This window comes from Mesorhizobium sp. AR02 (assembly GCF_024746835.1).
GTDB lineage: Bacteria > Pseudomonadota > Alphaproteobacteria > Rhizobiales > Rhizobiaceae > Mesorhizobium.
The window spans coordinates 1,929,249-1,952,851 of record NZ_CP080531.1; the positions used below are offsets into that span (position 1 = coordinate 1,929,249).

General features: G+C 62.8%; 22 protein-coding genes and 1 pseudogene. 13 read left to right on the plus strand and 10 right to left on the minus strand.

Features of this window, described 5'->3' with window-relative positions; all coding sequences use genetic code 11:
• Nucleotides 1-160: 160 nt before the first annotated feature.
• A complete protein-coding gene (locus DBIPINDM_RS13550) occupies nucleotides 161-1,183 on the minus strand; it encodes a glycosyltransferase family 2 protein (protein ID WP_258587731.1) in 1,023 nt (340 codons plus the stop codon).
• Between the two features lie 65 nt (nucleotides 1,184-1,248).
• Nucleotides 1,249-2,379, minus strand: a complete 1,131-nt coding sequence (locus DBIPINDM_RS13555) for a nucleotidyltransferase family protein (protein ID WP_258587732.1) — start codon at nucleotides 2,377-2,379, stop codon at nucleotides 1,249-1,251.
• A 514-nt stretch (nucleotides 2,380-2,893) separates the two neighbouring features.
• Here DBIPINDM_RS13555 and DBIPINDM_RS13560 point away from each other — a divergent pair.
• From DBIPINDM_RS13560 to DBIPINDM_RS13590, 7 genes and pseudogenes are all read left to right on the plus strand, one after another.
• Complete coding sequence (locus tag DBIPINDM_RS13560; protein WP_010913078.1) at nucleotides 2,894-3,046, plus strand: lasso peptide; 153 nt, start codon at nucleotides 2,894-2,896, stop codon at nucleotides 3,044-3,046.
• 133 nt (nucleotides 3,047-3,179) lie between these two features.
• Nucleotides 3,180-3,479 (plus strand): PqqD family protein, encoded by a 300-nt coding sequence (locus DBIPINDM_RS13565; protein ID WP_258587733.1) that lies wholly within the window; start codon nucleotides 3,180-3,182, stop codon nucleotides 3,477-3,479.
• A gap of 43 nt (nucleotides 3,480-3,522) precedes the next feature.
• The gene (locus tag DBIPINDM_RS13570) at nucleotides 3,523-3,978 is read left to right on the plus strand and encodes a lasso peptide biosynthesis B2 protein (RefSeq protein ID WP_258587734.1); all 456 of its coding nucleotides are present in this window, start codon (nucleotides 3,523-3,525) and stop codon (nucleotides 3,976-3,978) included.
• A complete protein-coding gene (locus DBIPINDM_RS13575) occupies nucleotides 3,975-5,897 on the plus strand; it encodes a lasso peptide isopeptide bond-forming cyclase (RefSeq protein WP_258587735.1) in 1,923 nt (640 codons plus the stop codon). Before DBIPINDM_RS13570 ends, DBIPINDM_RS13575 begins: the two co-directional genes overlap by 4 nt.
• Entirely contained in the window at nucleotides 5,894-6,910 is a 1,017-nt protein-coding gene (locus DBIPINDM_RS13580; RefSeq protein WP_258589258.1) for a serine kinase, read from the plus strand. Before DBIPINDM_RS13575 ends, DBIPINDM_RS13580 begins: the two co-directional genes overlap by 4 nt.
• 8 nt (nucleotides 6,911-6,918) lie before the next feature.
• Nucleotides 6,919-7,734 (plus strand): annotated as a pseudogene (locus DBIPINDM_RS13585) (ABC transporter transmembrane domain-containing protein); the annotation flags it as partial.
• 22 nt (nucleotides 7,735-7,756) lie between these two features.
• Nucleotides 7,757-8,764: an ABC transporter ATP-binding protein gene (locus DBIPINDM_RS13590; protein WP_258587736.1), complete on the plus strand. Its 1,008-nt coding sequence runs from the start codon at nucleotides 7,757-7,759 to the stop codon at nucleotides 8,762-8,764.
• 24 nt (nucleotides 8,765-8,788) lie between these two features.
• Here the strand turns inward: DBIPINDM_RS13590 and DBIPINDM_RS13595 are convergent, their stop codons facing one another.
• On the minus strand, nucleotides 8,789-9,064 hold the full coding sequence (locus tag DBIPINDM_RS13595) for an exopolysaccharide production repressor exox (RefSeq protein WP_258587737.1): 276 nt from the start codon (nucleotides 9,062-9,064) through the stop codon (nucleotides 8,789-8,791).
• Between the two features lie 600 nt (nucleotides 9,065-9,664).
• Here DBIPINDM_RS13595 and DBIPINDM_RS13600 point away from each other — a divergent pair.
• The 5 genes from DBIPINDM_RS13600 to DBIPINDM_RS13620 all read left to right on the plus strand — a co-directional run bounded on the left by DBIPINDM_RS13600 (nucleotide 9,665) and on the right by DBIPINDM_RS13620 (nucleotide 14,062).
• Nucleotides 9,665-10,342: a sugar transferase gene (locus DBIPINDM_RS13600; RefSeq protein ID WP_258587738.1), complete on the plus strand. Its 678-nt coding sequence runs from the start codon at nucleotides 9,665-9,667 to the stop codon at nucleotides 10,340-10,342.
• An 84-nt stretch (nucleotides 10,343-10,426) separates the two neighbouring features.
• On the plus strand, nucleotides 10,427-11,686 hold the full coding sequence (locus DBIPINDM_RS13605; protein WP_258587739.1) for a polysaccharide biosynthesis/export family protein: 1,260 nt from the start codon (nucleotides 10,427-10,429) through the stop codon (nucleotides 11,684-11,686).
• 165 nt (nucleotides 11,687-11,851) lie between these two features.
• Nucleotides 11,852-12,409: an acyltransferase gene (locus DBIPINDM_RS13610; RefSeq protein ID WP_258587740.1), complete on the plus strand. Its 558-nt coding sequence runs from the start codon at nucleotides 11,852-11,854 to the stop codon at nucleotides 12,407-12,409.
• Nucleotides 12,410-12,632: 223 nt separating this feature from the next.
• The gene (locus DBIPINDM_RS13615) at nucleotides 12,633-13,739 is read left to right on the plus strand and encodes an IS5 family transposase (RefSeq protein ID WP_258587741.1); all 1,107 of its coding nucleotides are present in this window, start codon (nucleotides 12,633-12,635) and stop codon (nucleotides 13,737-13,739) included.
• Nucleotides 13,736-14,062: a hypothetical protein gene (locus DBIPINDM_RS13620; protein WP_258582457.1), complete on the plus strand. Its 327-nt coding sequence runs from the start codon at nucleotides 13,736-13,738 to the stop codon at nucleotides 14,060-14,062. Before DBIPINDM_RS13615 ends, DBIPINDM_RS13620 begins: the two co-directional genes overlap by 4 nt.
• Nucleotides 14,063-14,106: 44 nt before the next feature.
• On the opposite strand, the gene DBIPINDM_RS13625 is transcribed toward DBIPINDM_RS13620, so the two are convergent.
• The 5 genes from DBIPINDM_RS13625 to DBIPINDM_RS13645 form a co-directional block, all read right to left on the minus strand.
• A complete protein-coding gene (locus DBIPINDM_RS13625; RefSeq protein WP_258587742.1) occupies nucleotides 14,107-15,441 on the minus strand; it encodes an O-antigen ligase family protein in 1,335 nt (444 codons plus the stop codon).
• Between the two features lie 186 nt (nucleotides 15,442-15,627).
• Nucleotides 15,628-17,718: an ABC transporter permease gene (locus DBIPINDM_RS13630; RefSeq protein WP_258587743.1), complete on the minus strand. Its 2,091-nt coding sequence runs from the start codon at nucleotides 17,716-17,718 to the stop codon at nucleotides 15,628-15,630.
• A complete protein-coding gene (locus tag DBIPINDM_RS13635) occupies nucleotides 17,715-18,776 on the minus strand; it encodes a quaternary amine ABC transporter ATP-binding protein (protein WP_258587744.1) in 1,062 nt (353 codons plus the stop codon). Before DBIPINDM_RS13635 ends, DBIPINDM_RS13630 begins: the two co-directional genes overlap by 4 nt.
• Nucleotides 18,777-18,888: 112 nt before the next feature.
• Nucleotides 18,889-19,827 (minus strand): ABC transporter substrate-binding protein, encoded by a 939-nt coding sequence (locus DBIPINDM_RS13640; protein ID WP_258587745.1) that lies wholly within the window; start codon nucleotides 19,825-19,827, stop codon nucleotides 18,889-18,891.
• A gap of 211 nt (nucleotides 19,828-20,038) precedes the next feature.
• Nucleotides 20,039-21,076: an alcohol dehydrogenase catalytic domain-containing protein gene (locus DBIPINDM_RS13645; protein ID WP_258587746.1), complete on the minus strand. Its 1,038-nt coding sequence runs from the start codon at nucleotides 21,074-21,076 to the stop codon at nucleotides 20,039-20,041.
• Between the two features lie 111 nt (nucleotides 21,077-21,187).
• Between DBIPINDM_RS13645 and betI the strand changes: the two genes are divergently transcribed.
• Nucleotides 21,188-21,826 carry a transcriptional regulator BetI gene (gene betI / locus DBIPINDM_RS13650; RefSeq protein WP_258587747.1) on the plus strand — a complete coding sequence of 213 codons (639 nt, stop codon included), beginning with the start codon at nucleotides 21,188-21,190 and terminating at the stop codon, nucleotides 21,824-21,826.
• 62 nt (nucleotides 21,827-21,888) lie between these two features.
• Here the strand turns inward: betI and DBIPINDM_RS13655 are convergent, their stop codons facing one another.
• The gene (locus tag DBIPINDM_RS13655; protein ID WP_318036950.1) at nucleotides 21,889-22,716 is read right to left on the minus strand and encodes an SDR family NAD(P)-dependent oxidoreductase; all 828 of its coding nucleotides are present in this window, start codon (nucleotides 22,714-22,716) and stop codon (nucleotides 21,889-21,891) included.
• Between the two features lie 57 nt (nucleotides 22,717-22,773).
• On the minus strand, nucleotides 22,774-23,544 hold the full coding sequence (locus DBIPINDM_RS13660; RefSeq protein WP_258587749.1) for a glucose 1-dehydrogenase: 771 nt from the start codon (nucleotides 23,542-23,544) through the stop codon (nucleotides 22,774-22,776).
• Nucleotides 23,545-23,603 lie beyond the last annotated feature (59 nt).

Here is a 23,603-nt window from a genome sequence, read left to right on the forward strand (position 1 = left end):
GGGGCCAGTTCGGTTGGTCGTCGATTTGCTGCACCGCAACATAGACTGCCATCCCCGGAGCGATGAGGCAACCACCCAATTCGTAAACTCATAAATCCGGCGGAAATGGTTTGCGCGGTGAGCGTGCTTCTGGTGGCAAAAACCAGGAATTTCCCGTGCCTTACCGTTCCTTGCCCGCATTGGTCCCGGCCATCAGGAAACGCAGCGGCGGCACCTGCTTTTGCCCGGAGACAAGGCCAACGCGACGAAACAGCGCCTCGAGCTTGTCGGACGCCACGCCCTGGACGATGGGGACCAGGTTGGATTGACTTGCGAAGGCATAGGCCGCGGCCGAAGCGAGCCCGCGCTCGGCCTTCACGTCGAGGAAATTGCGCAGCCGGTATTTGTCGCGCACATGCCGCTCGTGCCGCCGCAGCACCGCCTTGGAGCCTTCCGGCAGGCTGTCGATCGCCAGCAGTGCCAGATCCGCATCGGCCAGCCGCTTCAGATCCTGCGTCTTGTGGCGGCCGCTGAGCGAATCGGCGCGCACGAAAGCGCCGTAACCGCAGGAGCGGATGATCTTGAACCGTGCGCCGAGGGCGACCGCGCGGGCGTAGAGCTCGTAATCCTCGCCCAGGCGCAGGCTCTCGTCGTAGCGCAATCGGTGCCGGTCAAGGAAAGCGCGGCTGATCACGGGCTTCAGGAAGCCAAGCTCGCCTCGCTGCACGCGACGCCTGGAGATGTTGCCTTCGACGAAGCGCTCGAAGTCGAGGAATTCCGGATCGGCGGCAAAATCGGGGGCGACGATTTTGGTTGCGTCACTCGTCGCGTCATCCCTGATGAGCATGATGTTGTCGGCCGCGAAATCCCAATCGGCGGCGGCAAACAGGTTGCGGAACCGGCCCTTGAGGAAAAAGTCGTCGGCATCCAGAATGCTGATGAACGGCGCTTTTGAGCCGGCGATGGCGGCATTGCGGGCGAAGGACGGGCCGCGATTGACGTCAAGGCGCATGACCTTGAGCCGGGCACTGCCGTCGTCGGCGGAGCGGGCGATGTCGGCCGTATTGTCGGTGGAGCCGTCGTCGACGACGACGACCTCGGCCACCTCAGGTTCGCGCAACGCGGATGCGATGGCGACCGCGATCGTGCGCCCCGCATTTTTGGCCGCGATGATCACGCAGACCTCGGATTTCGTCATCGACATGGGTTTTGCCTCTTGCACAGGTTCCGATATGCCCTCGCCCTGTACGTATTGCGACGCCACCGCCATCACGGACTGGCGGGCCGCTCGAAGATGCGGCGGCTGATGTCCGCCGACGCTGCCCAGCCGGCCTCGGCCAGGTAGCGGACGGGAGCCCTGCCGCACAATTCCCACAACACCGTTCGCCGCTGCGGCCATCGCAAGGATGACAGCCATGGCGCGATGACCATGTTGAGCAGGTCCTCATTGCCGATGCGCGACAGGATCGGCTTGGCCCGCTCCGACAAAAGCGTGCCGGTGCCGCCCAGCAGCACATCGGCGGCGCGCAGGCCGAGCAGCAGCGTATCGTCCAGCCCCTGGCTCACCGCCGCATCGAGAACACGGCGCTGATCGGCCTCGTCGAGACGGTTGGCGCTGGCCCTGATGTCGCAGACATAACCGGCGCAGGGTTCGCGGTTGAACAGTGCCTTGGCGACGCTGATGCAGGAGAGCATCAGCGTGTCGGCGACCGACGTGAACGGCACTTCAGTGCCGGTGATCTCGACCAGCCGTTTGCGCCGCAGGAAGCCGTCGGCATCGCGCGGACTGGGCGAGCCGGGCTGCTGGAGGCGATAGTGAAGGTCGACCGTGGACGATTTCGGCCCGTTGCCGCGGATCATGTGCTGTTCGCCAAGGAAACGAACCCACCAGACCGAGCGCGACTTGCCAGCGACCTCATAGCCGATCGAGCGTAGTGCATCGCGCGCTTTTGAGAACCCGGCAGGGGAAACCAGGATGTCGACATCGCCCGAAGGCTTCATGAAATGGTCGTCGTAGAGCAGATGCTGCTGGAACGGACCTTTGAGAAAGACGAAATCGATCTGCCTGTCGCGCAGCGCCTGGTGGATCGCCATCGAATCCATCAGGCAGGCGGCGTTCATCGAAACCGTCTGCCGGCGATAGGTGCCGAGCCATTGGAAAAGCTCAGCCGGCCTGTCACCCGCCGGGAGGCGCGACAGCGCCTTCAGAACGAAGGTGGCGACCTTGTTCAGCCTGGCGATATCGGCGACGGCGGCGGCGGAAAGGCTCGGTGTCGACACCTCGCCGGCCGAGGCCGTCGGTCCAGCGAAATACAACCGCAGGCAGGCCTTCACATAGGCAATCTCGTCGCCGCAATCAGCGGCGCGCAGTCGTTCATAGGAACTTTCCGGCAAGGCCATTAAGCGCATTGTCTCCAAAAAGCGGTTTGCGCGACGCGTATGCTGCAAGTGCGAAGCAAAGCATCCTCAAAAACCTCGACGCCGTAAAGTCTTTCCTTTCGCAGTGCGAAATTTTGCAACCAGAGCGTTTGCCGACCTTCCGAGGATCGCGCAATATACGACTGAATTCCGGCTCTATCGAGGCGTTTTGGCCGGTCACAACCACGGGTCGGCTAACAGAAATCCATCTTTTTAGCGGCGCCTAAAAAAGCATCAACGCTACGAATTTTTTATGCAAGCAAAATCAATTGCTTAAAGAATCATCAGCGCAACGCCCGACCGCACATGGTTTCAGCCCGAAAGAGGCGGAATTTTGAGCACTCCGCACACGCATGGTGACGCCCGCAACCCGTAATTGATTAACCGCAGGTAAATCAGGCTTGACTCATAAATGTTGCCATGCAGCTATTGCATCGCAGCATGAAAGTGCTGACGGCACTCGACAGGCCGTTTCCAGTCCTCATTGGAGAGTAAAATGGAACAGAATGTTGAAAAGCACGAGTACGAAACGCCAAGCCTGACGGTACATGGTTCCATTGAAACCATCACCCAGGGCGGCGGTGGCAGCACGGCAATCGACGCGTCGTTTCCCGCGCACACCCCAATTGGCGACCTGACGTTCTCCTGAGACTAGCCTGATCCTGGAGGAGTGACGTTGGGCCTCCGGGATCCAAGAAAAAATGGAGCCGGGGATGAAAATCCCCGACTTTCCTTCTTCGACTGACGACGCGTAGACCGTGTGTTGCAAATGAGGTTTTGGGATGAACTGGAACCCATCCGAGCACGATATCGTAAATGCCACGAAGGACGCCGTGGCTTGCGAATTCGGCGATGGCCTCGCGCTGCTCAACCTGAAATCCAACATCTATTACAGCCTCAACGGCGTCGGTGCGTTCATCTGGGAGCTGATCCAGGAGCCGAAGTCGATCGCCAATATCCGCGGCGCCGTGCTTGAGCGCTACAATGTCGACGCCGAGCGCTGCAAGGCCGACGTCGACGCCTTGCTGAAAGGCCTGACTGAGAACGGACTTGTGAGGCTGCAGCATGAGGCACTTGTCTAGGCAGGCTGCGCAAAAGGCCATGATCTCGCGGCAAAGACCTGCGATGGACCAAAGACCGAGGCCTGCGAAACGCCGGCCCAGCCGGAGCCTGGCCAGGGTTCTGTCCCTGAGCGGCTCGGAAGCACTTTTCCTCTGCCATTGCCTGCTGGTGGTCGCCTCCATCCGGCTGGGGCTGACCTTGTTCTCCTACAACCGTGTTCGCGGCATGGTGACCCGGCTCAACGCCCGCCAGTGCGCCAGCATGGGCGAGCTGCGGCTCGTCGCCTGGGGGGTTGCCGCGGCTGCGCGGTTCGTGCCGCGCGCCACCTGCCTTACCCAGGCGCTTTCGGGTCAATACATTCTCGCGCGCCAGGGCAATGCCTCCAACATCCGCATCGGCATCGAACGTGGCACGGGCGAGCAATTGAAGGCGCATGCCTGGCTGGTCAGCGACAACCATGTCGTGCTTGGCGGCTCCGTCGATGGTTTCGCGCATCTGGTCGACCACGGCAGCAGATGAGCGGCGTGGCCGGAATCCTGCTGCGACAGGGCCCCGCGCCGGCGGATGCGGCGGCCGACATCCAGCAGATGCTGGCCCGCATGCGCCATCGCGGCCCCGACGGAAATTCATGGTGGCTGGATGCCGGCGTAGCCCTTGGCCACGCCTGGCTCAACACCACGGATGAAGCCGGCCCCGGCCCACTGACCATGGCCGGAGGCAAGCTCGCCATCACCGCCGATTGCCGGCTGGACAATCGCGACGAGCTGATGGCGCGGCTCGGCATACGCGACAGGTCGGTTGCGGACGCGACATTGCTGATGCGGGCCTATCTGCGCTGGGGCGAAGCCAGCCCCGTGCATCTGCAAGGCGATTTCGCCTTTGCCATCTGGGACGCCGAGCGGCAGCTGTTGTTCTGTGCGCGCGACCATTTCGGGGTCAAACCGTTCTACTACCATGCGGCGGACCGGTGTTTTGCCTTTGCCTCCGAGATCGGGCCGATGCTTGGCCTCGACGGGGTCGGTGCGCGCATCAGCGAGCGCCGCATTTCGGGATTCCTGGCCGGACTTCCCGACGACCCGCAATCCACCCCCTACAGCGATGTCTTCAGCCTGCCGGCGCGTCACAGCCTCACTGTCACCGCGCAACAGGTGGTGCTGCGCCGATACTGGCAGATCGAGCCGTCGGCGCGACCGCTGCGGTCGGATGCGGCGGAGGAATTCACCCATCTGTTTTCGCAATCGGTGCGCAACCGCATGCGCGGAAGTCAGTCGATCGGCGCGATGCTGAGTGGCGGCCTCGATTCCTCGTCGATCGCCTGTGTCGCCAGCCTGCAGAACGCCGCCGAGCGGAAACCGAAGCTGCCGACCTTCTCGCTGATTTTCGAGAAGGGTTCGTCGATGGACGAGCGGCCCTTCATCGATGCCGTGCTGGATCAGCAAAAAACCGATCCGACGCTGATCCCCGTCGGCAATTATGCGCCCTTTGCTGAATTCGAACGCGTGCTGGAGGAGCAGGAAGGCACCTTCCTGGCGCCGGGCCTGACGCTGACCCGCGGCATCTACCGGACGGCGGGCGCCAAAGGAATCAAGGTGCTGCTCGACGGCCATGGCGGCGACGAGGTCGTTTCGCAGGGACATGGCCATCTGCACGAGCTTGCCAATGGCGGCAGGTGGCTGGACCTTTGGCGCGAGGTCCGCAGCGCCTCCAACACCTATGGCGACAGCACGCTCGGCCTCTATTTCCAGTTCCTGACCCTCTACGGGCCGGCCTGGCGGATCGCCAAGGCGAGACAGCTGGCGACCCGGGCTCTCAACAGGATACGCAAGCCCGCGCAAACACAGCGCGGCCGCAGCTGGCGCGACCTGATCAATCCGGACCTGGCCAGGCGGACCGAACTTATCGACCGCTTCCACCGGGCCGGCTATATGCCGCCCGGCGTCCAGGCCAGCGACGCGCTCAGCCATCGCTGGATCCTGTCCAACGGCTATGTGCCGCACTCTTTCGAGGTGCTCGACAAGGCGGCGGCCAATTTCGGCGTCGAGCCGCGTTATCCCTTCTGGGACAAGCCGCTGGTCGAATTCTGCCTGGCGCTGCCGGGCGAGGAGAAACTCAGCCACGGCTTTGGCCGCTATGTGTTGCGTCGGGCCATGGAGGGCATCCTGCCGGCGGCGGTGCAGTGGCGACGCACCAAGATCGATTTCACCGCCAATCTCGTCAACGGCATGGTACGCAACCATCGCGACCTCCTGGAACAGCTGCTGGTTTCGGATGCCGGCCGCATCGCGCCCTATGTCAACCTGCCACAGGTGAGCGCCGCCTATGCGCGGCTGCTCAGCCAACCCGATCAGGCAGCACCGCTCGATGTCCAATATGTCTGGCGTTCGGCTTCGCTGTCGCTGTGGCTGCGGCAGGTCCAGCACGCCGGGAGCCCCGCATAATGCCCCGCAACCAGCCGCTCGCCACATATCCTGGTGATCCTGCTCCTCATGCCGGGATGATGCGGGAGCGGCGATACTACCGGGCCTATGGTCTGACCATCGCGTCCGACGTAGCGCTGCCCGAACTGGAGCCGGCGGAGCCGGCGCCAGCGGATATACTGATCGCGATCGGCACGATCGACATGCCGAAGCCTTCGCCCGAGACCGCGACAATCTTCCGCTTCGAGCACGACCGGCAATATCTGGCATGGCATGCCGTCGGCGCCTTCCTGATCAGCGATTTCGGCCGCATCGACATCGAGCCCGCGCCCGGCGTCGACGACGCGCTGCTGGCCTTCCCACTGCTCGGGCCGGTGATGGCGCTGCTGCTGCACCGGCGCGGCCTGCTCGTCCTGCATGCCAGCGCCGTTGCGGTGGCCGGCAGGGGCGCCATCTTCATGGGTGACAAGGGCGCCGGCAAATCGACGACGGCAAGCGCGCTGATCCGGGCCGGTCATGAATTGCTTACCGACGATGTCGTGGCGCTGGATCTCGCCAAACCCGAGACGCCGATGATCGTTGCGGGCTTTCCCCAGATCAAGCTTGCCGCCGACGCCGCGGCCGCGATTTCGCTTGGCCGGGCAGAGGTGCGGCCGCAAGTACATCCGCAGATCGAGAAGATGCAGCATCGCCTGCACGGCGCCTTCTCCAACGGCACGGTGCCGGCGACCAGGATCTATGTCCTCGAGCGCGGCCAAAGGGCCGGGATCACGGCCTTGCCCGGCATCGCCGCCCTGCCGGCGATCATCAAATTCTCCTATGTGACGCGGTTCGGCCGGGCGGCGCTGTCCGGCGATTTCGCAGCGCTGCATTTTCGCCAATGTTCAGCAATCGCTAACCATGTCGGTGTGTTCCGGCTGGAAGTTCCGACCGGCCTCGACAGGATTGGCGAGGCGGTGGAGCTGATCGAAACCGATCTGGCGGCCCAGGATCCGGTGGCCGGGGATCTGGCAGCTGGCCGCCGGAAACGGTGAGCGCCATCATGTCGAAGTCCTCAATCCTTCGCCTGTCGCTGTTTCGCGATGTCGCCGCGTTCGGCGCCGTCATCGCCCAGATCGGCGGGCGGCGGACCTGGACGGCACTGCTGTTCCTGATCCTCGGCAGCCTGACGGAAGGCATCTCGATCCTGCTGCTTGTGCCGCTGCTGCACCTGGTCGGCCGCGCCGACCAGGATTTCGCGGTGCGGTTGCCGAACAATGATTTCGTACGCTGGCTGGTGCCGGACGGAACGCTGCAGCTGACGACGGTGTTGTGCGCGCTGGTCGGGCTCGTTGCCGTGCAGGCAGCGTTCAACCGCTTCAAGTCGGTCTACATGGCCAGGCTTCTCTTCGATTTCATCAACCGCTTGCGCATGAACCTGTTCGAGAGCATCGGCAAGGCGCGCTGGGGCGTGTTCTCGCGCATGCGCAGCTCGGATCTCGACCACGCCCTGACTGGCGACATCGATCGCGTCCAGGGCGCCGCCTTCTCGCTGCTGATGCTGGTGCAGATATCAGTGCTTTTGGTGGGCTATCTCGTGATCTCCATGTTCATCTCGCCGGTCATGACGGCGTTTGCGATCGTCATCGGCATCGTGATGTTTATAGCGCTGCAGCCGTTTCGCGCACGCGCCACCGCTTTCGGGCGTGTCCTCACCAGCAATCGCCAGGATCAGTACCGGACGGTCTCGGAATTTCTCGGCGGCATCAAGGTGGCCAAGAGCCTGAATGTCGAGGCCAGCTATTTCGCGCAGTTGCAGGCGACGCTGGAAAAGATGAAGGCCGACAACATCGACTATGTCAGCAACAGCTCGATCGGCACCGCCGTGTTCCAGGTGGCGAGTGTCGTGGGCCTCAGCCTGTTCATTCTATGTGGCGCTGGTCCGCTTCAACCTGTCACTGGCCGAGATTGTCGTGCTGCTGCTGGTTTTCATGCGCATCGCGCCGCGCTTCATGGACATGCAGACGCAGGCCCAGCAGGTGCTGATCAACCTGCCCGCCTATACGGCCATGCGCAGCCTGCAAGCGCGTTTCGACGCCGAGCACGAACCGGGCCATGCCGAAGCTGGGGATGCCAAAAAACTGTCGCTCGATACCGGGCTGAATATTCGCGGTGTTTCCTTCGGCTACGACGACGGCACCGGCAAGACGGTGGTGAACGACATCACCTTCGGGCTTCCGGCCGGCAAGGTCACCGCCCTGATCGGCCCCTCGGGATCGGGCAAGAGCACGATCGCCGACATGCTGCTCGGCCTGCTCGAACCGACTGCCGGCAAGATCCTCGTCGACGGCGTCGAGATCGATGCCAGCAATCGCCGGCGCTGGCGCGACCAGGTGGCCTATGTGCCGCAGGACGTGTTCCTGCTGCATGACACGATCGCGGCGAACCTGCGCCTAGCCGCGCCGCAAGCCGGCGACGACGATCTGTGGACCGCGTTGCGCGCCGCTCACGCCGGCGAATTCGTCGAACGGCTCGATCAGCGGCTCGACACGATCGTCGGCGACCGCGGCGTGCGCCTCTCCGGCGGCGAGCGTCAGCGCATCGCGCTTGCGCGCGCGCTGCTGCGCAAGCCGTCGCTGCTCATCCTCGACGAGGCGACCAGCGCGCTCGACTGGCAGAACCAGTCGCTGATCGCCCGCTCGATCGACGGATTGCGCGGTGCGATGACCATCCTGACCATCGCGCACCGGCCATCGATGATCGCCTTCGCTGACTGGGTGGTGGCGATGGAAGACGGCCGTGTCGTGGAAGTCGGACAGTATCAGCGGCTGAAGGCGAAGCCGGCGAGCCGGCTGTCCAGGATGCTGTCGGGAGAACAGTCGGAAACCGAACCTGCCAATGTGGCTTGAGGTCAGGCCCTTTCTGACGAAGACCTAATGCAGGCTGCGGCGGGCGCTGCCCAGCTTCTCACCTTCGGCCACGTCGGGCGTGCTCAGCTGTCTCTCGGCTTCACGCAGCCTGTCAGCCGGCGTCGGCGCACTCCTGGCGATCATGGTATAGACGAGCACGAAATAGCCGGCCTGGATGATCACGGCGCATATGATGACGCGCAACAGTGTCGTGCCCAGCGAAGCGCCGCCGAGCCAGGACCAGGCAACAACGATTGCGAGAGCGAAAATCATCCCAACGATGAATTTTGGAAGCGACATACCCAACAGCCCATAAACCGGCCCGGGTTATATCAAACGATAGCCCCACCCGAGCGCCGTCCCTTGTTCTGCGGGCTTGTAAAGGTGCCCGCTATCGACCGGTTGCTTCCGGCCTTTCAACCTGTCGCCACTCTGACAGGTATAATTTGCAATTCTATTAAGGCGAGCAGGAGGCGGCAAGGGCAACCGCACATATTTTTGATTGAGCTTGCGCGATCGACTCTATCATGCTGCAACGCACACCACCGCAATTCACTCAACCTGCAGCCACCGGCCCTTTTCAGTACAACTAACAATATTATGTAGTATTTTATGTTAATAGTCGCGAACTTCGCCCCTTCCTAAAGCACTAATATGTACCGTTCCCGGCCATTGAGAACGGCCTGCCCAAAAATCGCCCCAAAAAGGTCCGCATTTTTTTCCGCTTGCCCATTTCTTGTCACAAATGTGCTAACCATCCTGAAAAATGTGCATTGCTAGCTTATTATTTAGTCAATTCATGACGCGACTATTTCAGTGGCCCGGGAAATTGTGTGTTGCGCTGCAACATTTTTTTGGTATCGTGTGGTGAACCATTCGTTCAACGCATGGAGTTTCCGCATGAGGGATATTGCCAAGTCGGCCACGGCGGGCTTTTCGCAGGCTGACACCGATTTTCCGCCGCCAATCGGCGGCCTCATCAAGCGCAGCTTCGATATTGCCGGCTCACTGGTTGGTCTGATCGCTCTTAGCCCGCTGTTCATCATGATAGCGTTGCTGGTCAAGTTTTCCGACGGCGGATCGATTTTCTACGGTCATCGGCGAATCGGTCGCGGCGGACGGATTTTTCCGTGCCTGAAATTCCGCACCATGGTTCCGAACGGCGACAAGGTGCTGGCCGCCTATCTCGCCACCAACCCGGACGCCAATGCGGAATGGATAGCGACCCGCAAGCTGAAGAACGATCCGCGCGTCACCCGTGTCGGCGCGGTGTTGCGGAAGCTCAGCCTCGATGAACTGCCGCAGATCATCAACATCCTGCAGGGCGACATGAGCCTCGTCGGGCCTCGCCCGGTGGTGCGCGACGAACTGGAAATCTACGGCAGCGCCGCCGTCTACTATCTGAAGTCGCGGCCCGGCCTGACCGGCCTGTGGCAGGTCAGCGGCCGCAACGACGTCTCCTACGACAGCCGCGTCGCCTTCGACCGCCACTATGTCGAGAACTGGTCGCTGTTCGGCGACGTGCGCATCATCATCAAGACCGTGCCGGCCGTCTGGATGTCACGCGGCTCTTACTGACCGGCCGCCGGCACAAGACATCCGGCGGCAAGCTCATCGGGCGATGGGGCTAAAACGGATCGGAACGTTCAGTTGAAAACAGATATGTTCGAAGCCTTTGGCAGCGGCCGCTTTTCCGGCCGCTCTCGGCTCATGGCCACCTGCCTTGCGGTGTCGCTCGCTTTTCTTCCCCGGATCGCCGCAGCCGACGACTACCACCTGGGCTCGCAGGACAAGCTCACCATCCGCATCGCCGAATGGCAGACCGTGGAAGGCACCTTCCGCGACTGGACGGCGGTGAACGGCCAATACACGGTCGGCCCGGGCGGAACGCTGTCGGTGCCTTTCGTCGGCGAGTTGCCGGCGGCTGGCAAGACCACTGCGGAAGTCGCGGCGGCAATCGGCGAGGCACTGCAGCGCAAGCTCGCTCTGTCGGACAAGCCCGAGGCCTCGGTCGAGATGGCGCAGTTCCGGCCCTTCTATATCGCGGGCGAAGTGCAGAACCCCGGCCAGTTTCCCTATGTGCCCGATCTGACCGTGCTGAAGGCGATCAGCGTCGCCGGCGGCATCAGGCGCAGCACCGATTACGGTCCCCAGCTCGGCAAAGACCTGGTCACCGCCAAGGGCAATTTCGATATCTCCGATGACCAGCGCGTCCGGCTGCTCGTCAGGCGTGCCCGCATCGATGCCGATCTGGCCGGCAAGACGAGCTTTGAGGCGCCGAAGGAGGTCGAGGCCGACCCAAGGCTGCCGACCATCGTCGCCGACGAGATGACGATCCTGACGGCAGACCAGAAGGCGCTGAAGCTGAAGCTAGAGGCGCTCGACGATCTCAAGGGGGTTCTGCAGGCCGAAATCGAATCGCTGCAGAAGAAGATCGTCAACCAGCAGAAGCAGGTCGACCTGGCGCAGCAGCAGCTCGACAGCATCGGTCCGCTGGCGCAGAAGGGCCTGGTCGCCAATTCGCGGCTCCTGGATTCGCAGCAGTCCGTCACCGACCTGCAGGGCAAGATCCTGGACTATGAGACAGCCATCCTCACTGCCAAGCAGGCGATCAGCAAGGCGACACAGGACGCCATCGATGCCCAGAACACGTTGAGCTCGACCCTCGCCGCCGACCGCCAGCAGACCGAAGCCGACCTGAACGAGGCTGCGCTGAAGGTGAATATGCAAAGAGGCCTGATCGCCCAGGCCAGCGATCCCGCGACAACGGCCGCCATCACCAGCGACCAGCAGCCCACCTTGCTCTATTCGCTGGTGCGCAATGTCGACGGCAAGACCAGCGAAATCGCGGCGAAGGAAGAAACACCGGTTCTGCCCGGCGACGTGATCAAGGTCAAGCTGGCACCGCTGGCCAGCCAGTAGGATTTCGACAAAGAGCATCGGAGCGTTTCAGGCGTTTTTTAAAGGCAGTTCTCGCGGGCGCAAGCCGACTGTCCATCGAAGCAATCCCAGGCCACGCCTATTACCCTCGACTCACAAACCTGCCCGCGTGACGATACCGCCGCGGTCGAACGAAGAGAGGGCGTCGTGAACGTCTACCGCATTCGAAGATTTGTGAAGGGTTCGCTCTTCACGCTCGTCTGGAGGGCGAGAGGCATAAAAATTGCCGATCGGGTTTCCGTGCTGGGAAAGCCGCCTCACATCGCCGGAAGAGGCGGAATAGAGTTTGGCTCGCTTGTTTCATTTCGCGGTTTCGGATCGCGGTCCTGGTTTCATGTGTCGGGTAAGGGCAAGCTGTCTATTGGTGCGAGATCGTTCGTCAACAGCGGCGTCATGATCGATGCCGCGCTGTGCGTAAGCATCGGGAAAAACTGCCTCATTGGCGATTGCGTCGTCATCCAGGATTCGAACTATCACGAGATCGACGAAGGCTCAGGCGTCAAGACCAAAGCCGTTCTCATCGGCGATAATGTCTGGATCGGTCGAAATTCCATAATTCTGCCCGGCGTCGAGCTTGGCGACCATAGCGTCATCGGTGCCGGATCGGTCGTCACAAAGAGCGTTCCCCCGCGAAGCCTGGTGGCCGGAAATCCGGCCCGGATCCTGCGCGAGGTCGTGGCGTCCCAAGACTATATTCGATCCTGACGGGGCGTTCGGCCGATCTCCACGGGCAAGCTTCGTCTTGCCTAGAGCATTTCACCGTTTCACGGAAACGGCGAATTGCTCTATCTCTTTGTTTTGAAGCAATTCCGGACGGAAAACCGCTTCACACTTTTCCTGGAATTGCTCTAGCAGGCTGTTGAAGAAGTGCTGGCGCGGTTGTTTGGAGCGTGATTCACTTCTCCCCGGATGATTTGGGGATTTGTGGATGCGCGGCTCGGACGAACGGACAGGCTCTCTGTTTTCGTATGTCGATCTTGAGGCGCGGGTTCGACGTGATCATCCGCTGCGGGTGATACGGGAGATCGTTAACGCGGCTCTTGTCGCGATGGATGGCGATTTTGCGGTGCTTTATCCACCCGGGCTCGGCCGCCCGTCGATCGCCCCGGAACGGTTGCTGCGTGCGATGCTGTTGCAGGCCTTCTACGGCATTCGTTCGGAGCGCCAGTTGATGGAGCGGATGGAGTTCGATCTCCTGTTTCGCTGGTTCGTGGGGCTTGGCGTTGACGATCCGGCCTGGGATCATTCGAGCTTCACCAAGAACCGGGATCGGCTGTTGGAAGGTGAGATCGCGGCAAAGTTTCTGCGCGCTGTGCTGGCGCAGCCAAAGGTGAAGCGGCTTTTGTCGTCGGATCACTTCTCGGTGGACGGGACGCTGATCGAGGCCTGGGCTTCGATCAAGAGTTTCCGCCGCAAGGACGGAGACGACAACGGTCCAGATGGAGCGGAGCGCAATGCCGAGCGCGGCTTTCATAAGGAGAAGCGCTCCAACGACACACACCAGAGCACGAGCGACCCGCAGGCGCGGCTCTACAAGAAGGGCGACGGGCAGCCGGCGAAGCTCTGCTACATGGGGCATGCGCTGATGGAGAACCGCCATGGGCTGGCGGTCGATGGCGGCATCACCCAGGCCACGGGCACGAGCGAGCGTGATGCCGCGCTCGCCATGTTGGACCGCAGACCGTCGCGGCGGCGCATCACACTGGGTGCCGACAAGGCCTATGACGTGCGCGCTTTCATCAGGGATCTGCGCGAGCGCAAGATCACGCCGCACATCGCCATCGACGGCCATCTGAGCAAAACCGGCAAGCCTCGCGTGACGGCGATCGATGGTCGCACGCGCTCCCATGCCGGCTATGCGGTCAGCCAGCGCTGCCGCAAGCGGATCGAAGAAGTGTTTGGCTGGATCAAGGCCTCGGCCGGCATGGCCAAGGTCAAGCTGCGAGGATGCGCCCGTGTGGGCGCGGCCTTCACCTTGAACCTGGCGGCCTACAATCTGGTCCGCTTGCCCAAGCTGCTGGCAGCGCCGGTATGAGCCTCACCGGCCGCTGGCGGATTGTCGCGATGCCCGACTATGTCGAGGACTATCGCGACATGATGGAGCCCGCCTACATTGAGTTCGCGGCCGATGGCTCCGGGGAATTCGCCTTCGGCTGCGTCACCGGGCAGATCATCGGCGCGGGCGACGGCAACGATGTCGCCTTCTCCTGGCAAGGCAATGACGAAATGGACGAAGCCCAGGGCAATGGCTGGGCTGAAATCCAACCAGACGGCTCCATCAACGGACAAATCTGCTTCCATGGCGGCGACGAAGCTGACTTCGTCGCTCGCAAGTGCACTTCTTCAACAGCCTGCTAGGTGCCTACCCCACCCTGACAGGATGAGTGCGGGTCAGGACAGGACTATTTGTTTGTTTGGGCATGACCTTTTACGAACGCCGGATTCCATCTTTCGGGATCCCGCTCCAGGCCCATGCGATTCGGGTTCGGTGGTTCCGCAAAGCTGACCGCGGACCGCCGCGGATTGGTGGCTGGCACTTTCGCCAGCTTGAAAAAGCTGTAGTACATGAGAAAGGAGCCGGTCACGTAGGGGTTGAGAATGTCGACCTCCACGAAGGAGCGTATGAGCAGCAGCACCATCACGCCGATGAGAATCACCGGCCCCGCTTGCCACGTCCTGAAGATTACCGTCGAGACGTGGCCGTAAAGCGTGCGCAGCATGATCAGGGACAGCATCGCCGCACCGGTGAAGCCGAGCTCGACAAGCGCCTCGATATAGGTGTTGTGGAAATGGAAGCCTGTGCGGCTCGTGATGTAGAATTCGTTCCATAGCCGCTCGGCCTCGGCAAAGCCTTGCACCCAATAGGCGGCGTAGCCGATGCCAAGGATCGGCGAGCGTTGCGCGGCGTTCCAGCCCTGTTCCCACAGATATGTCCGCCCGGTGAGCGTCGAATCCTTGCCGAAGATGCCAAGCACGAAGTCCATGAGCCCGAGATTGAGCGAAACAAGGGCCACCACCACGATCAGGCCGACACCGACCAGGAAAATCACTCGGCGATAGCGTCGCGACAAAAGCTTGCTCATGGCAAGGAGCGCGATCAGCGCCAGGACCGCCGGTATGGAGGCTATCGAGGTGGCGGAATGCGAGACGGCCAGCACATAGGCCGACAACAGCACGACTGGCACCGTCAGCATGAAGCTCAGCCGGCCACGCCGCAGAAAGACAAGGAACACCACGGAGAAATAGATGCCGAGCGAGCCGACGAAGCCGATCTGGTTCTTGGAGGCAAAGGCGCCGACGAAGTTATAGCTGCCGTCGAGGACGTCCTCGGAATAGGCTCCGACCTTGAGCGAGTAGAGCAGGACGAAGAATATCCCGATCAGGGCACCAAGCGTCAGGGTGCGCACGCTGACGGTGCGCGCGGCGACGTAGGCGCAGAGGATGTGAGAGAAGTACTGGACCGCCGTTCTCGCGGTGATGCCGGGTGCCTGCGACCAGAAGATGGTGAAGCAGATATAGGCCGCGAACAGCAGCGGCAGCCAGGCGCTGGAGAGTTGCCGCAGGAAGCGCCGGTAGTCGACCAGGATGAGCGGAAGCCAGACGGCATAGTAAGCCAGGATCAGCATCTGGCCGAAAATGACGGAATAGGAGAACGCCCAGATCGAGACGGCCACGGCAAAGGCGCCATAGACTGAGTTCTTCTCGGGATCGACCAGCAGGGACTTTGGAATTTTCATCTCAGAGTCCCGTTGACGCGACCAAAGGCCAGGAAGCCCGGCAGGCTGCAAGCCGGCCGGCATATCCGCAAACAGGGGCGTGCAATAAACGGCATCTCCATTGTGCAGTGCAATATAACCTATCGCACCCCGGGCTCAATGGCAAATCCGGTCACCTTGTCTTACATGGGCGCGAATAGGGAGAGATCAGCCGGTAGCCCGCCCCGCCACGGCCGCCTGGATCAGGCGGTCGGCGAGGATCGCCAGAAAGGCGATCGACAGGCCGGCGATCAGGCCCATGCCGGCATCGGCCTTGCCCAACGCGACATAGACCGCCTGGCCGAGATCGCGTGTGCCGACCAACGCCGCGATCGCCAGCATGGAGAGTGCGGCCATGATGGTCTGGTTGAGGCCCAGCATTACCACCGGCAGCGCCAGCGGCAGCTTGGCCTGGAACAGCGTCTGCGCAGGTGTCGCACCCATCTGTTCGACCGCCTCGACAATATCGGCGCGCACATGCCGCAAACCGTGCTCGACATAGCGGATCGGCGGCACGATGGCGTAGAGCATGATGGCGATCAGCGCGGTGAACTCGCCGACCTTGAAGAACATCAGCGCCGGAATGAGGAAAACGAATTGCGGCACGGTCTGCAGCGCGTCGCAGACCGACCTGAGTGCGCGGGAGGCGCGTTCGCTGTAAGCCGCCCAGACGCCGAGCGCGCCGCCGATCACCAGACAAAGCAGCACCGCCAGTGTGCAGAGATAGAGCGACTGGATCAGCGCACCCCACAGACCGTTGACGAGGATGAGGAGGAATCCCGCCGCGGCAAAAAGCGCGAGCCGCAGGCCGGCGACCTGGAAGGCGAGCAGCGCAATGCCAAGGATGAAGACCGGCCAGGGAAAGCCGAGAAAACCGGTGTAAAGCAAGGTCCCGGCGACCAGCACTGCCAGCGCCTGCCGCCAGCCGAGGCGATGCAGCAGCAATGCGATGGCGAGCAGAACGGCAACGAAGTAGGCCGCATTCGCGGCCGGCGAGAGCGAAAAACCCCAGATGGCAGGAACGGCGGCACCCGATATGCCGATCCTGAGTGGCAGCAGCAGGCAATACAGCACGCCGTTGCGCAGGCCGTCGAAGAACCAGGCATAGTCGCGCACGAGGCCGAGCAGCCATTGATTGATGCCGCCGACCTGCATGCGCAGCCCGCTCGCCGGCAGCCATGGATCATCCGGCCATATCAAGCGGATGGCTATCGCTAGCAAGGCCGCGAGCAGCAAGGCCATGACGAGCCGGCGGCCGGTCATCCAGGCCATGGCCGCCGTCGGTCCGCTCGGGCGCTCCTTGGCGAAGCCGATGGTCAGCCGGTCGATGAGGATGGCGAGCAGCGCGATCACCAGACCCGACAGGATGCTCTGGCCGAACTCGGCCTTGCGCATCGACGACAGCACCTCCCAGCCGATATCCTCGAAGCCGCCGATGATGGCGGCGACGATCACCATGGAGAGCGCCGCCATCGTCGTCTGGTTGAAGCCGACAAGGATCTGCGGCAGAGCGGTCGGCACCTCGACCTGCCAGAATTGCTGGCGTCGCGTGCAGCCGCTCATCAGCCCGGCCTCGCCGATGTCGGAGGGCACGCGGTCCAGCCCGAGCATGGTGTTGCGCACCATTGGCGGCGTTGTATAGATGGCGCTGGCGATCAGCCCGACCACCGGCCCGAAGCCGAACAGCAGAAGCAGCGGAATGAGATAGGCGAAGGCCGGCACGGTCTGCATCAGGTCGAGCGCGCCGAGCAGTGCCGGGCGCAGGCGCCGACTGCCATGGCCAAGCACGCCAAGCGTAAAGCCGAGCCCGGTGGAGATCGGCACGGCGAGCAGCACCAGCGACAGCGTGCTCATGCTTTGCGGCCAATAGCCGGCGATCAGAATGTAGCCGAGCGCAAGCAGCGCGAACGCCGCCAGCCGGATGCCACTCGATTTGAGCGCCAGCACCGCCACCGCCAGCATCACCGCTGGCCATGGCAGCCAGACCAACACCAGGCGCGCGCCACGCATCGGCGCGTCGAGTATGGCGGACAGAGCACGAAATGCCGGCTGGACGACGGTCACGACGGCGTCAGTGACCGCGTTGATGGCCGGCGCCAGCGGCAAGGTCCACTCCTTCGGGAACGTCACCAGCCAGGGGAGATCGGTCTTCAGGACAAGACACAGTGCGCTCAGCACGATGAACACGCACCACGGTAGAAGCGCCGGCTCGATCGCCACCCTCGGCGAGGATCGAAATGATGCGGCCGGCGCGGTCACGAGCGCGTGCGCCTTTTCTGTTCGCGCTCCAGCACGGCCAGCACGGAACCGGCGGTCAGCAGTGCCGGCGGTGCGGCGCCCTCGCCCGCGACGCGGAAGGCGCGAACGCCAGACGCTAGGCGCGGGATGAGCTCCTCCAGGCTGGTGTCGGCAGCGATGGTCTCATCGGGCGCGGCTGTTGCCTCCAGCGGCGTCGCGAGATCACCTGCCGTGATGACGCGCAGCAGCGGCATGTCCTCGGTGAACTGCGCGACATAATCATCGGCCGGGTTGAGCACGATGTCGGCCGGGCGACCGATCTGGACGATCTTGCCGGCGCGCATGATGGCGAGCCGGTCGGCCAGGCGGAAGGCTTCGGCCATGTCATGGGTGATGAAGACGATGGTCTTCTTCAGCATCCTTTGGAGCCGCAGGAACTCGTCCTGCATCTGGCGGCGGATCAGCGGATCGAGCGCGGAGAACGGCTCATCGAGGAACCACAGTTCCGGCCCGACGGCGAGCGAGCGGGCAATGCCGACGCGCTGCTGCTGACCACCGGAAAGCTGGTGCGGAAAGGACGCCTCGCGGCCTTCCAGCCCGACCAGCGCGATCATCTCGCGGGCACGGGCTTCGCGGTCCTTGATAGGTTTGCCCTGGATCTTCAGCGGGAAGGCGACATTGCCCAGAATGGTGAGATGCGGCAGCAGGCCGAAATTCTGGAACACCATGCCCATGGCGTGGCGGCGCAGCTCTATCAGCTCCTTGCCGCTGGCCTTCAGCAGATCCTGGCCGTCGAGCAGGATTTCGCCGGCGCTCGGCTCGACCAGCCGTGACAGGCAGCGCACCAGCGTCGACTTGCCGGAACCGGAGAGCCCCATGATGACGAAGATCTCGCCGGTCGCGACTTCGAAGGTGGCATCGACCACGGCCGGGAGATGCGCCTCCGCGCGCAGCCGTTCGGCCAGCGCGTCCGGCTCGATGACGTAGCCGCGGGAATCGAAGTAATAGGCGGGACGACGCCCATAGACCTTCCACACATTGCGGCAGGCGAGCTTGATCGAAGGTGTGGCGGCATTCATCGCTTCAGGCCCTCACACGAGCCGAACCCGGCTCCGCAAAATGCGAAGCCGGGCCGGCAAACCGGCCGCCGCACGAGCGGGGAGACATGGACGCTTGTCACTTGGCCGCTTGTCACTTGGCCGCATCGACCCAGGGCTTCCAGACGGTCTCGTTCTTGTCGACCCATTCCTTGACGACGGCGTCGAGATCCTTGCCCTGCTTGTCGACGGCCAGCATCAGCTTCTGCTGTTCGGTGGCGTCCATCTTGAACGTCTTGAGGAAGGCGTAGGCCGCGGGCCATTTGGCGCCGAAGCCTGACCAGACGATCTTGTCGACATCGGGCGGGGTGATGCAGTGGTCGTTGCTCTGGACCTTGCAGGGCGGCATGGTGATCCAGCCGACTTCGTTTTCGGCAAGCGCGTAGTGCGGCCCCCAGAACATCATGACCAAGGGCGACTTGGCGGCCTCGGAGGCTTCAAGCTCGGCGACAAGCGCGCCTTCCGATCCCGCCGGCACGGCGGTGTATTGCATGGTGTTGTCGGCGAGAATGGTCGCCGCGCGCGAACCCCAATCGGCGGGATAGTCGAGGAAGCGGCCGTTGGGCGCGGTCTCGGGCGTCGACAGCGCCTGGATGCATTCCGGCTTGTTCAGTGCGGTCCAGTCGGGAAGACCGGGGCAGATTTTTTCCATGAATTTCGGATAGATCCAACCTTCCTGCGTCTTCAGATCGAGCTTGCCGATGTCCTCGATCTGCTTGGCGGCAAGCGTCTTGGGATAGATGTCGCCGACATTGTTCATCCAGACTTCGACCGAGGCGCTCAGCGTGCCGTCGGCAAGGCCGGAGAATTGCGGGAAATTGCCGGCGGTGACGTATTCGACCTTGTAGCCGAGCTTCTCCAGCAACTGCCCGGCGATGTGGGTGGAGACATGCGCGCCGGTCCATTCGAGCATTGCGAGCTTGATCGGCTCGTCCTTGGCGCCGAGTTCGGCGCTCAGGCCCGACGTCGTGGCGGCAAGCACCAGCGCCAGGCCAATTCCGGCATTTCTCAGTCTGTTCCTTGAATTCGGCATGATCATTCCCCTGTTTTGGATGTTATGGTTCGAGCTGAATTTCATCCTTGATGGCGAGGCTGCCGCTAGAGCGGTTCACCGTTTCACGGAAACGGCGAACCGCTCTAACTCTTTGCTTTGACGCAATTCCGGACGGAAAACCGCTTCACACTTTTCCTGGAATTGCTTTAGCCCCGCGCGCCACTCCCCCGGCGGCGGGCATTCCGGTCGACTACCCCGTGAAGTCGATGACGAACCTGCCTTTCGACTGGCCGCTTTCCAGCGTGGCGAGCGCGTCCGAGACCTGGTCCAGGCTGATGGTCTCGACGGTGGTTTCGAGCGGTTGCTCTGCGTGCATGGCGACCAGTTCGCGCATCTCCTGCCTTGTGCCGACGCTGGTGCCGGTGATGACGACGCCGGTGGCCGTCAGCCACTCCTGAATGAGTGGCACCGGCTGGAACACCATGGCGGCGGCAATGATCCTGCCGCGCGGGCGGATGCCCGCGACCATGGCGTCCCAGGTCGCGGTGGTGGGCGCGAAGTTGATGCAGGCGTGATATTTTTCGCTCCTCGCCGCGAGCCTCGACGGCAGGCCGCTGTCGGCGATCTCGGTTTCGACAGCGCCATAGCGGCGAGCGATTTCCAGCTTCGCCGGATCGCGATCGACCGCCAGCACCTTGACGCCGAGCCGGCTGGCGATCTGCACCGCATAGAGGCCAAGCCCGCCGCAGCCGAAGACGATGGCGCTCTCGCCTGCCTTCAACCCGGCCCGCTTCACCGCGCCATAGGCGGTGATGCCGGCGCACATCACCGGGGCGGTGGTCACCGGGTCGATGGTCTCGGGCAGCGTGACCGCGAAGCTGGCGTCGCAGACCACATATTCGGCAAAGGCGCCAGGTACGTTCAGACCATGCGCGCGATGGTGCTGGCAGAAGGATTCGTCGCCATCCAGGCATTCGTCGCAATGGCGGCAGGTGTCGTGGATCCAGGGCACGCCTGCCCGGTCACCGAGCGCCCAGCCGCTCACGCCCTCGCCGATCGCCTCGACGCGACCGACGCCCTCATGGCCCATGACGAAGGGGGAAGGCGCATGCGGCGGGACGCTCTCGCCGCGCCAGATATGCACATCGGTGTGGCAGACGCCGCAGGCTTGCAGCCGCACCAGGATCTGGCCGGGACCGGCGACGGGGCGAGGCACGCTGGTGACATCGAGCGGCTCACCATACCTGCCGAGGACCGCGGCCCGCATCGTTTGGGTGTGCGACGTCATCGATAGCCTGCCTGACCAATGCTTGCCTTTGCAGCCTAGGTCGGCGAAAATTATATGACAACAGAAAAATTTGTTAGAGCGTACAAAAATTTCGTCGGATATACGAAACCCATGACGACCAGGACAAAGAAACAACGGACCCGTATCGAGGACATCAGGCGGGTCGAGCTGATCGAGGCGGCGCATCGCATCTTCCTGCGCGATGGCCTGAAAGGTCTGACGACCACCCGCATCTGCCACGAAGCCGGCATGTCGCAAGGCATCCTGACCTACTATTTCAAGGACAAGGATCAGGTGCTGTTCGAGATGGTGCGGTACGCCAACCGCGTTCTGATGGATGCCGTCGTGGTCAATCTGCGCCAGGCGGAAACAAGGTGGGATCGCCTGACGGCGATCGTCGACGGCAATTTTCCGGAGGAGAAGTTCGAGCGCAACACCGCCAACGCCTGGGTTTCCTTCTACGCGGAAGCCGCTCACAACCCCCGCTATGCAAGGCTGCAGGATCTTTTCTACAAGCGCCTGCGCTCGAACATAGGTTCGGCGCTGTCGCCGCTGTGGTCGAAGAGCGAGATCGACCACTTCGTGCGCGGCTTTGCCGCCATGCTTGACGGCTTCTGGCTGCGGCGCGGCCACTCCGATGGCGACATCTCGCATCTGGAGGCGAGAGCGCTGCTCATCGAATATTCGGAAAAGATGCTTGGCGCGGGCACGGTGTCGAAACTGAAAAGGCTTCAGCTGCGGGCGGCGTGACGTTCCCGCTCGTCCCCTCGCTGGCGGCGAGGGGTTGGGAACGCTCCTTGCCGGCCGGGTTACTACCATAAGGCTCCACCCGTTATCTGGATGTTCTCCATGGTGATCCCCTTGGCCAGATCCGAGCACAGGAAGACCGCGAGGGCTGCGATCTCTTCCGGCTGCAGCATGCGCCCCTGGGGATTGCCCTTCCTGAATTCGTCCATCACCGCCTCGGCGCTGCGGCCCTTGCCCTCGCGCTCGACGACCTGCGCCACATTGCGGCGCATCAGTTCTGTCTCGACCCAGGTCGGGCTGATCATGACGCAGGTAACGCCGTGTGCGGCGCCCTCCAGCGCCACGCAACGAGTCAGGCCGAGAAGGCCGGCCTTGGAGGCGCAGTAGGCCGGATTGTCCTTCCAGCCGACGGAGGCGGCGGTCGAGCCGATGTTGACGATGCGGCCCCAACGTCGCTCGATCATGCCGGGCAGCACGGCGCGTGTGGCTCTGAAGGCACCGGTCAGATTGGTGTCGACAATCTTGTCCCACAGCGCGTCGGAATGGCCGCAAACCGGCTGCTCGGCGGTGGTGCCGGCGGCGTTGACCAGGATGTCGGCCTGACCAATGGCCGCCTGGGCTTCGGCGGCGAAAAGGTTGGTCACCTCGCTGTCGCGGACATCGAGATGGGCGGCATGAACCCTTGTGCCATATGCAGACAGGGCCGAGCGCACGCGCTCGATCTCATCGGCGCCGGGATAGTAAGCGGCATCGGATTTGTCGCTGCCGGCGGGCGCGATGTAGGAGCCGACGGCGACATTGGCGCCGGCCTGCGCCAGAGCCGTGGCGATGGCGAAACCCATGCCGGAAAACCCGCCGGTGACGATCGCGCTGCGGCCGGAAAGGTTTGTCATCATGCGTGTTCTCCGGACAGTTCAGTGCGGGCAATCAGGCCCAACGAGGTTTGAAATTCAGACGGCAAGATAGCCTCCATCGACGACCATTTCGGAGCCGGTGACGAATTTGGATTCATCCGAGGCGAGGTAGAGGACCATGTAGGCGATGTCGTTCGGTTCGCCGAGAAAACCTATGGGATGGCGGGCCAAGGCCTTGGCCTTCTCCTGCTCGAGCTTGCCGAGATCGCGCAGATAATTTTCGGTCTGCGGCGTCCAGATGTAGCCGGGGTGAATCGAGTTGCAGCGGATGCCGTAGCGCTGTTCGGCGCAGTGCACGGCGACAGCCTTGGTCAGCGTGCGCACACCGCCCTTGGACGCGCAGTAGGCGGCGAGGTCGGCCTCGCCGATGATGCCGTCGATGGACGACAAATTGATGATCGAGCCGCCGCCCGACTGCTTCATCAAGGCGATGCCCTGCTGGCAGCCGAAGAACACACCGTCGAGATTGACGGCCATGGTGCGCCGCCAATCCTCAAGCGAGGTGTCCTCGATGTTCTTGGCAATGGCGATGCCGGCATTGTTGACCAGCACGTCGAGCCGGCCGAATCTTTTCGCCGTCGCTTCCATCACCCACGGCCAATCTTCAGGGTTGGAAACGTCGTGACGATGGAAAAGACTTTCACCGCCGTCCTTACCGATCAGGTCGGCCGTCTCCCGGGCGGCTGCCTCATCGATGTCGGTGACGACAAGCTTGGCGCCCTCGGCCGCCAGCAGCAACGCAGCCGCCCGCCCGAGGCCCATGCCGGCCCCGGTGACGAGCGCTACCTTGCCTGCGACGCGGTTCACAAGATCAATATCCCCCAAGCAATTCCAGGAAAAGTGTCGAACAGTTTTCCGTCCGGAAT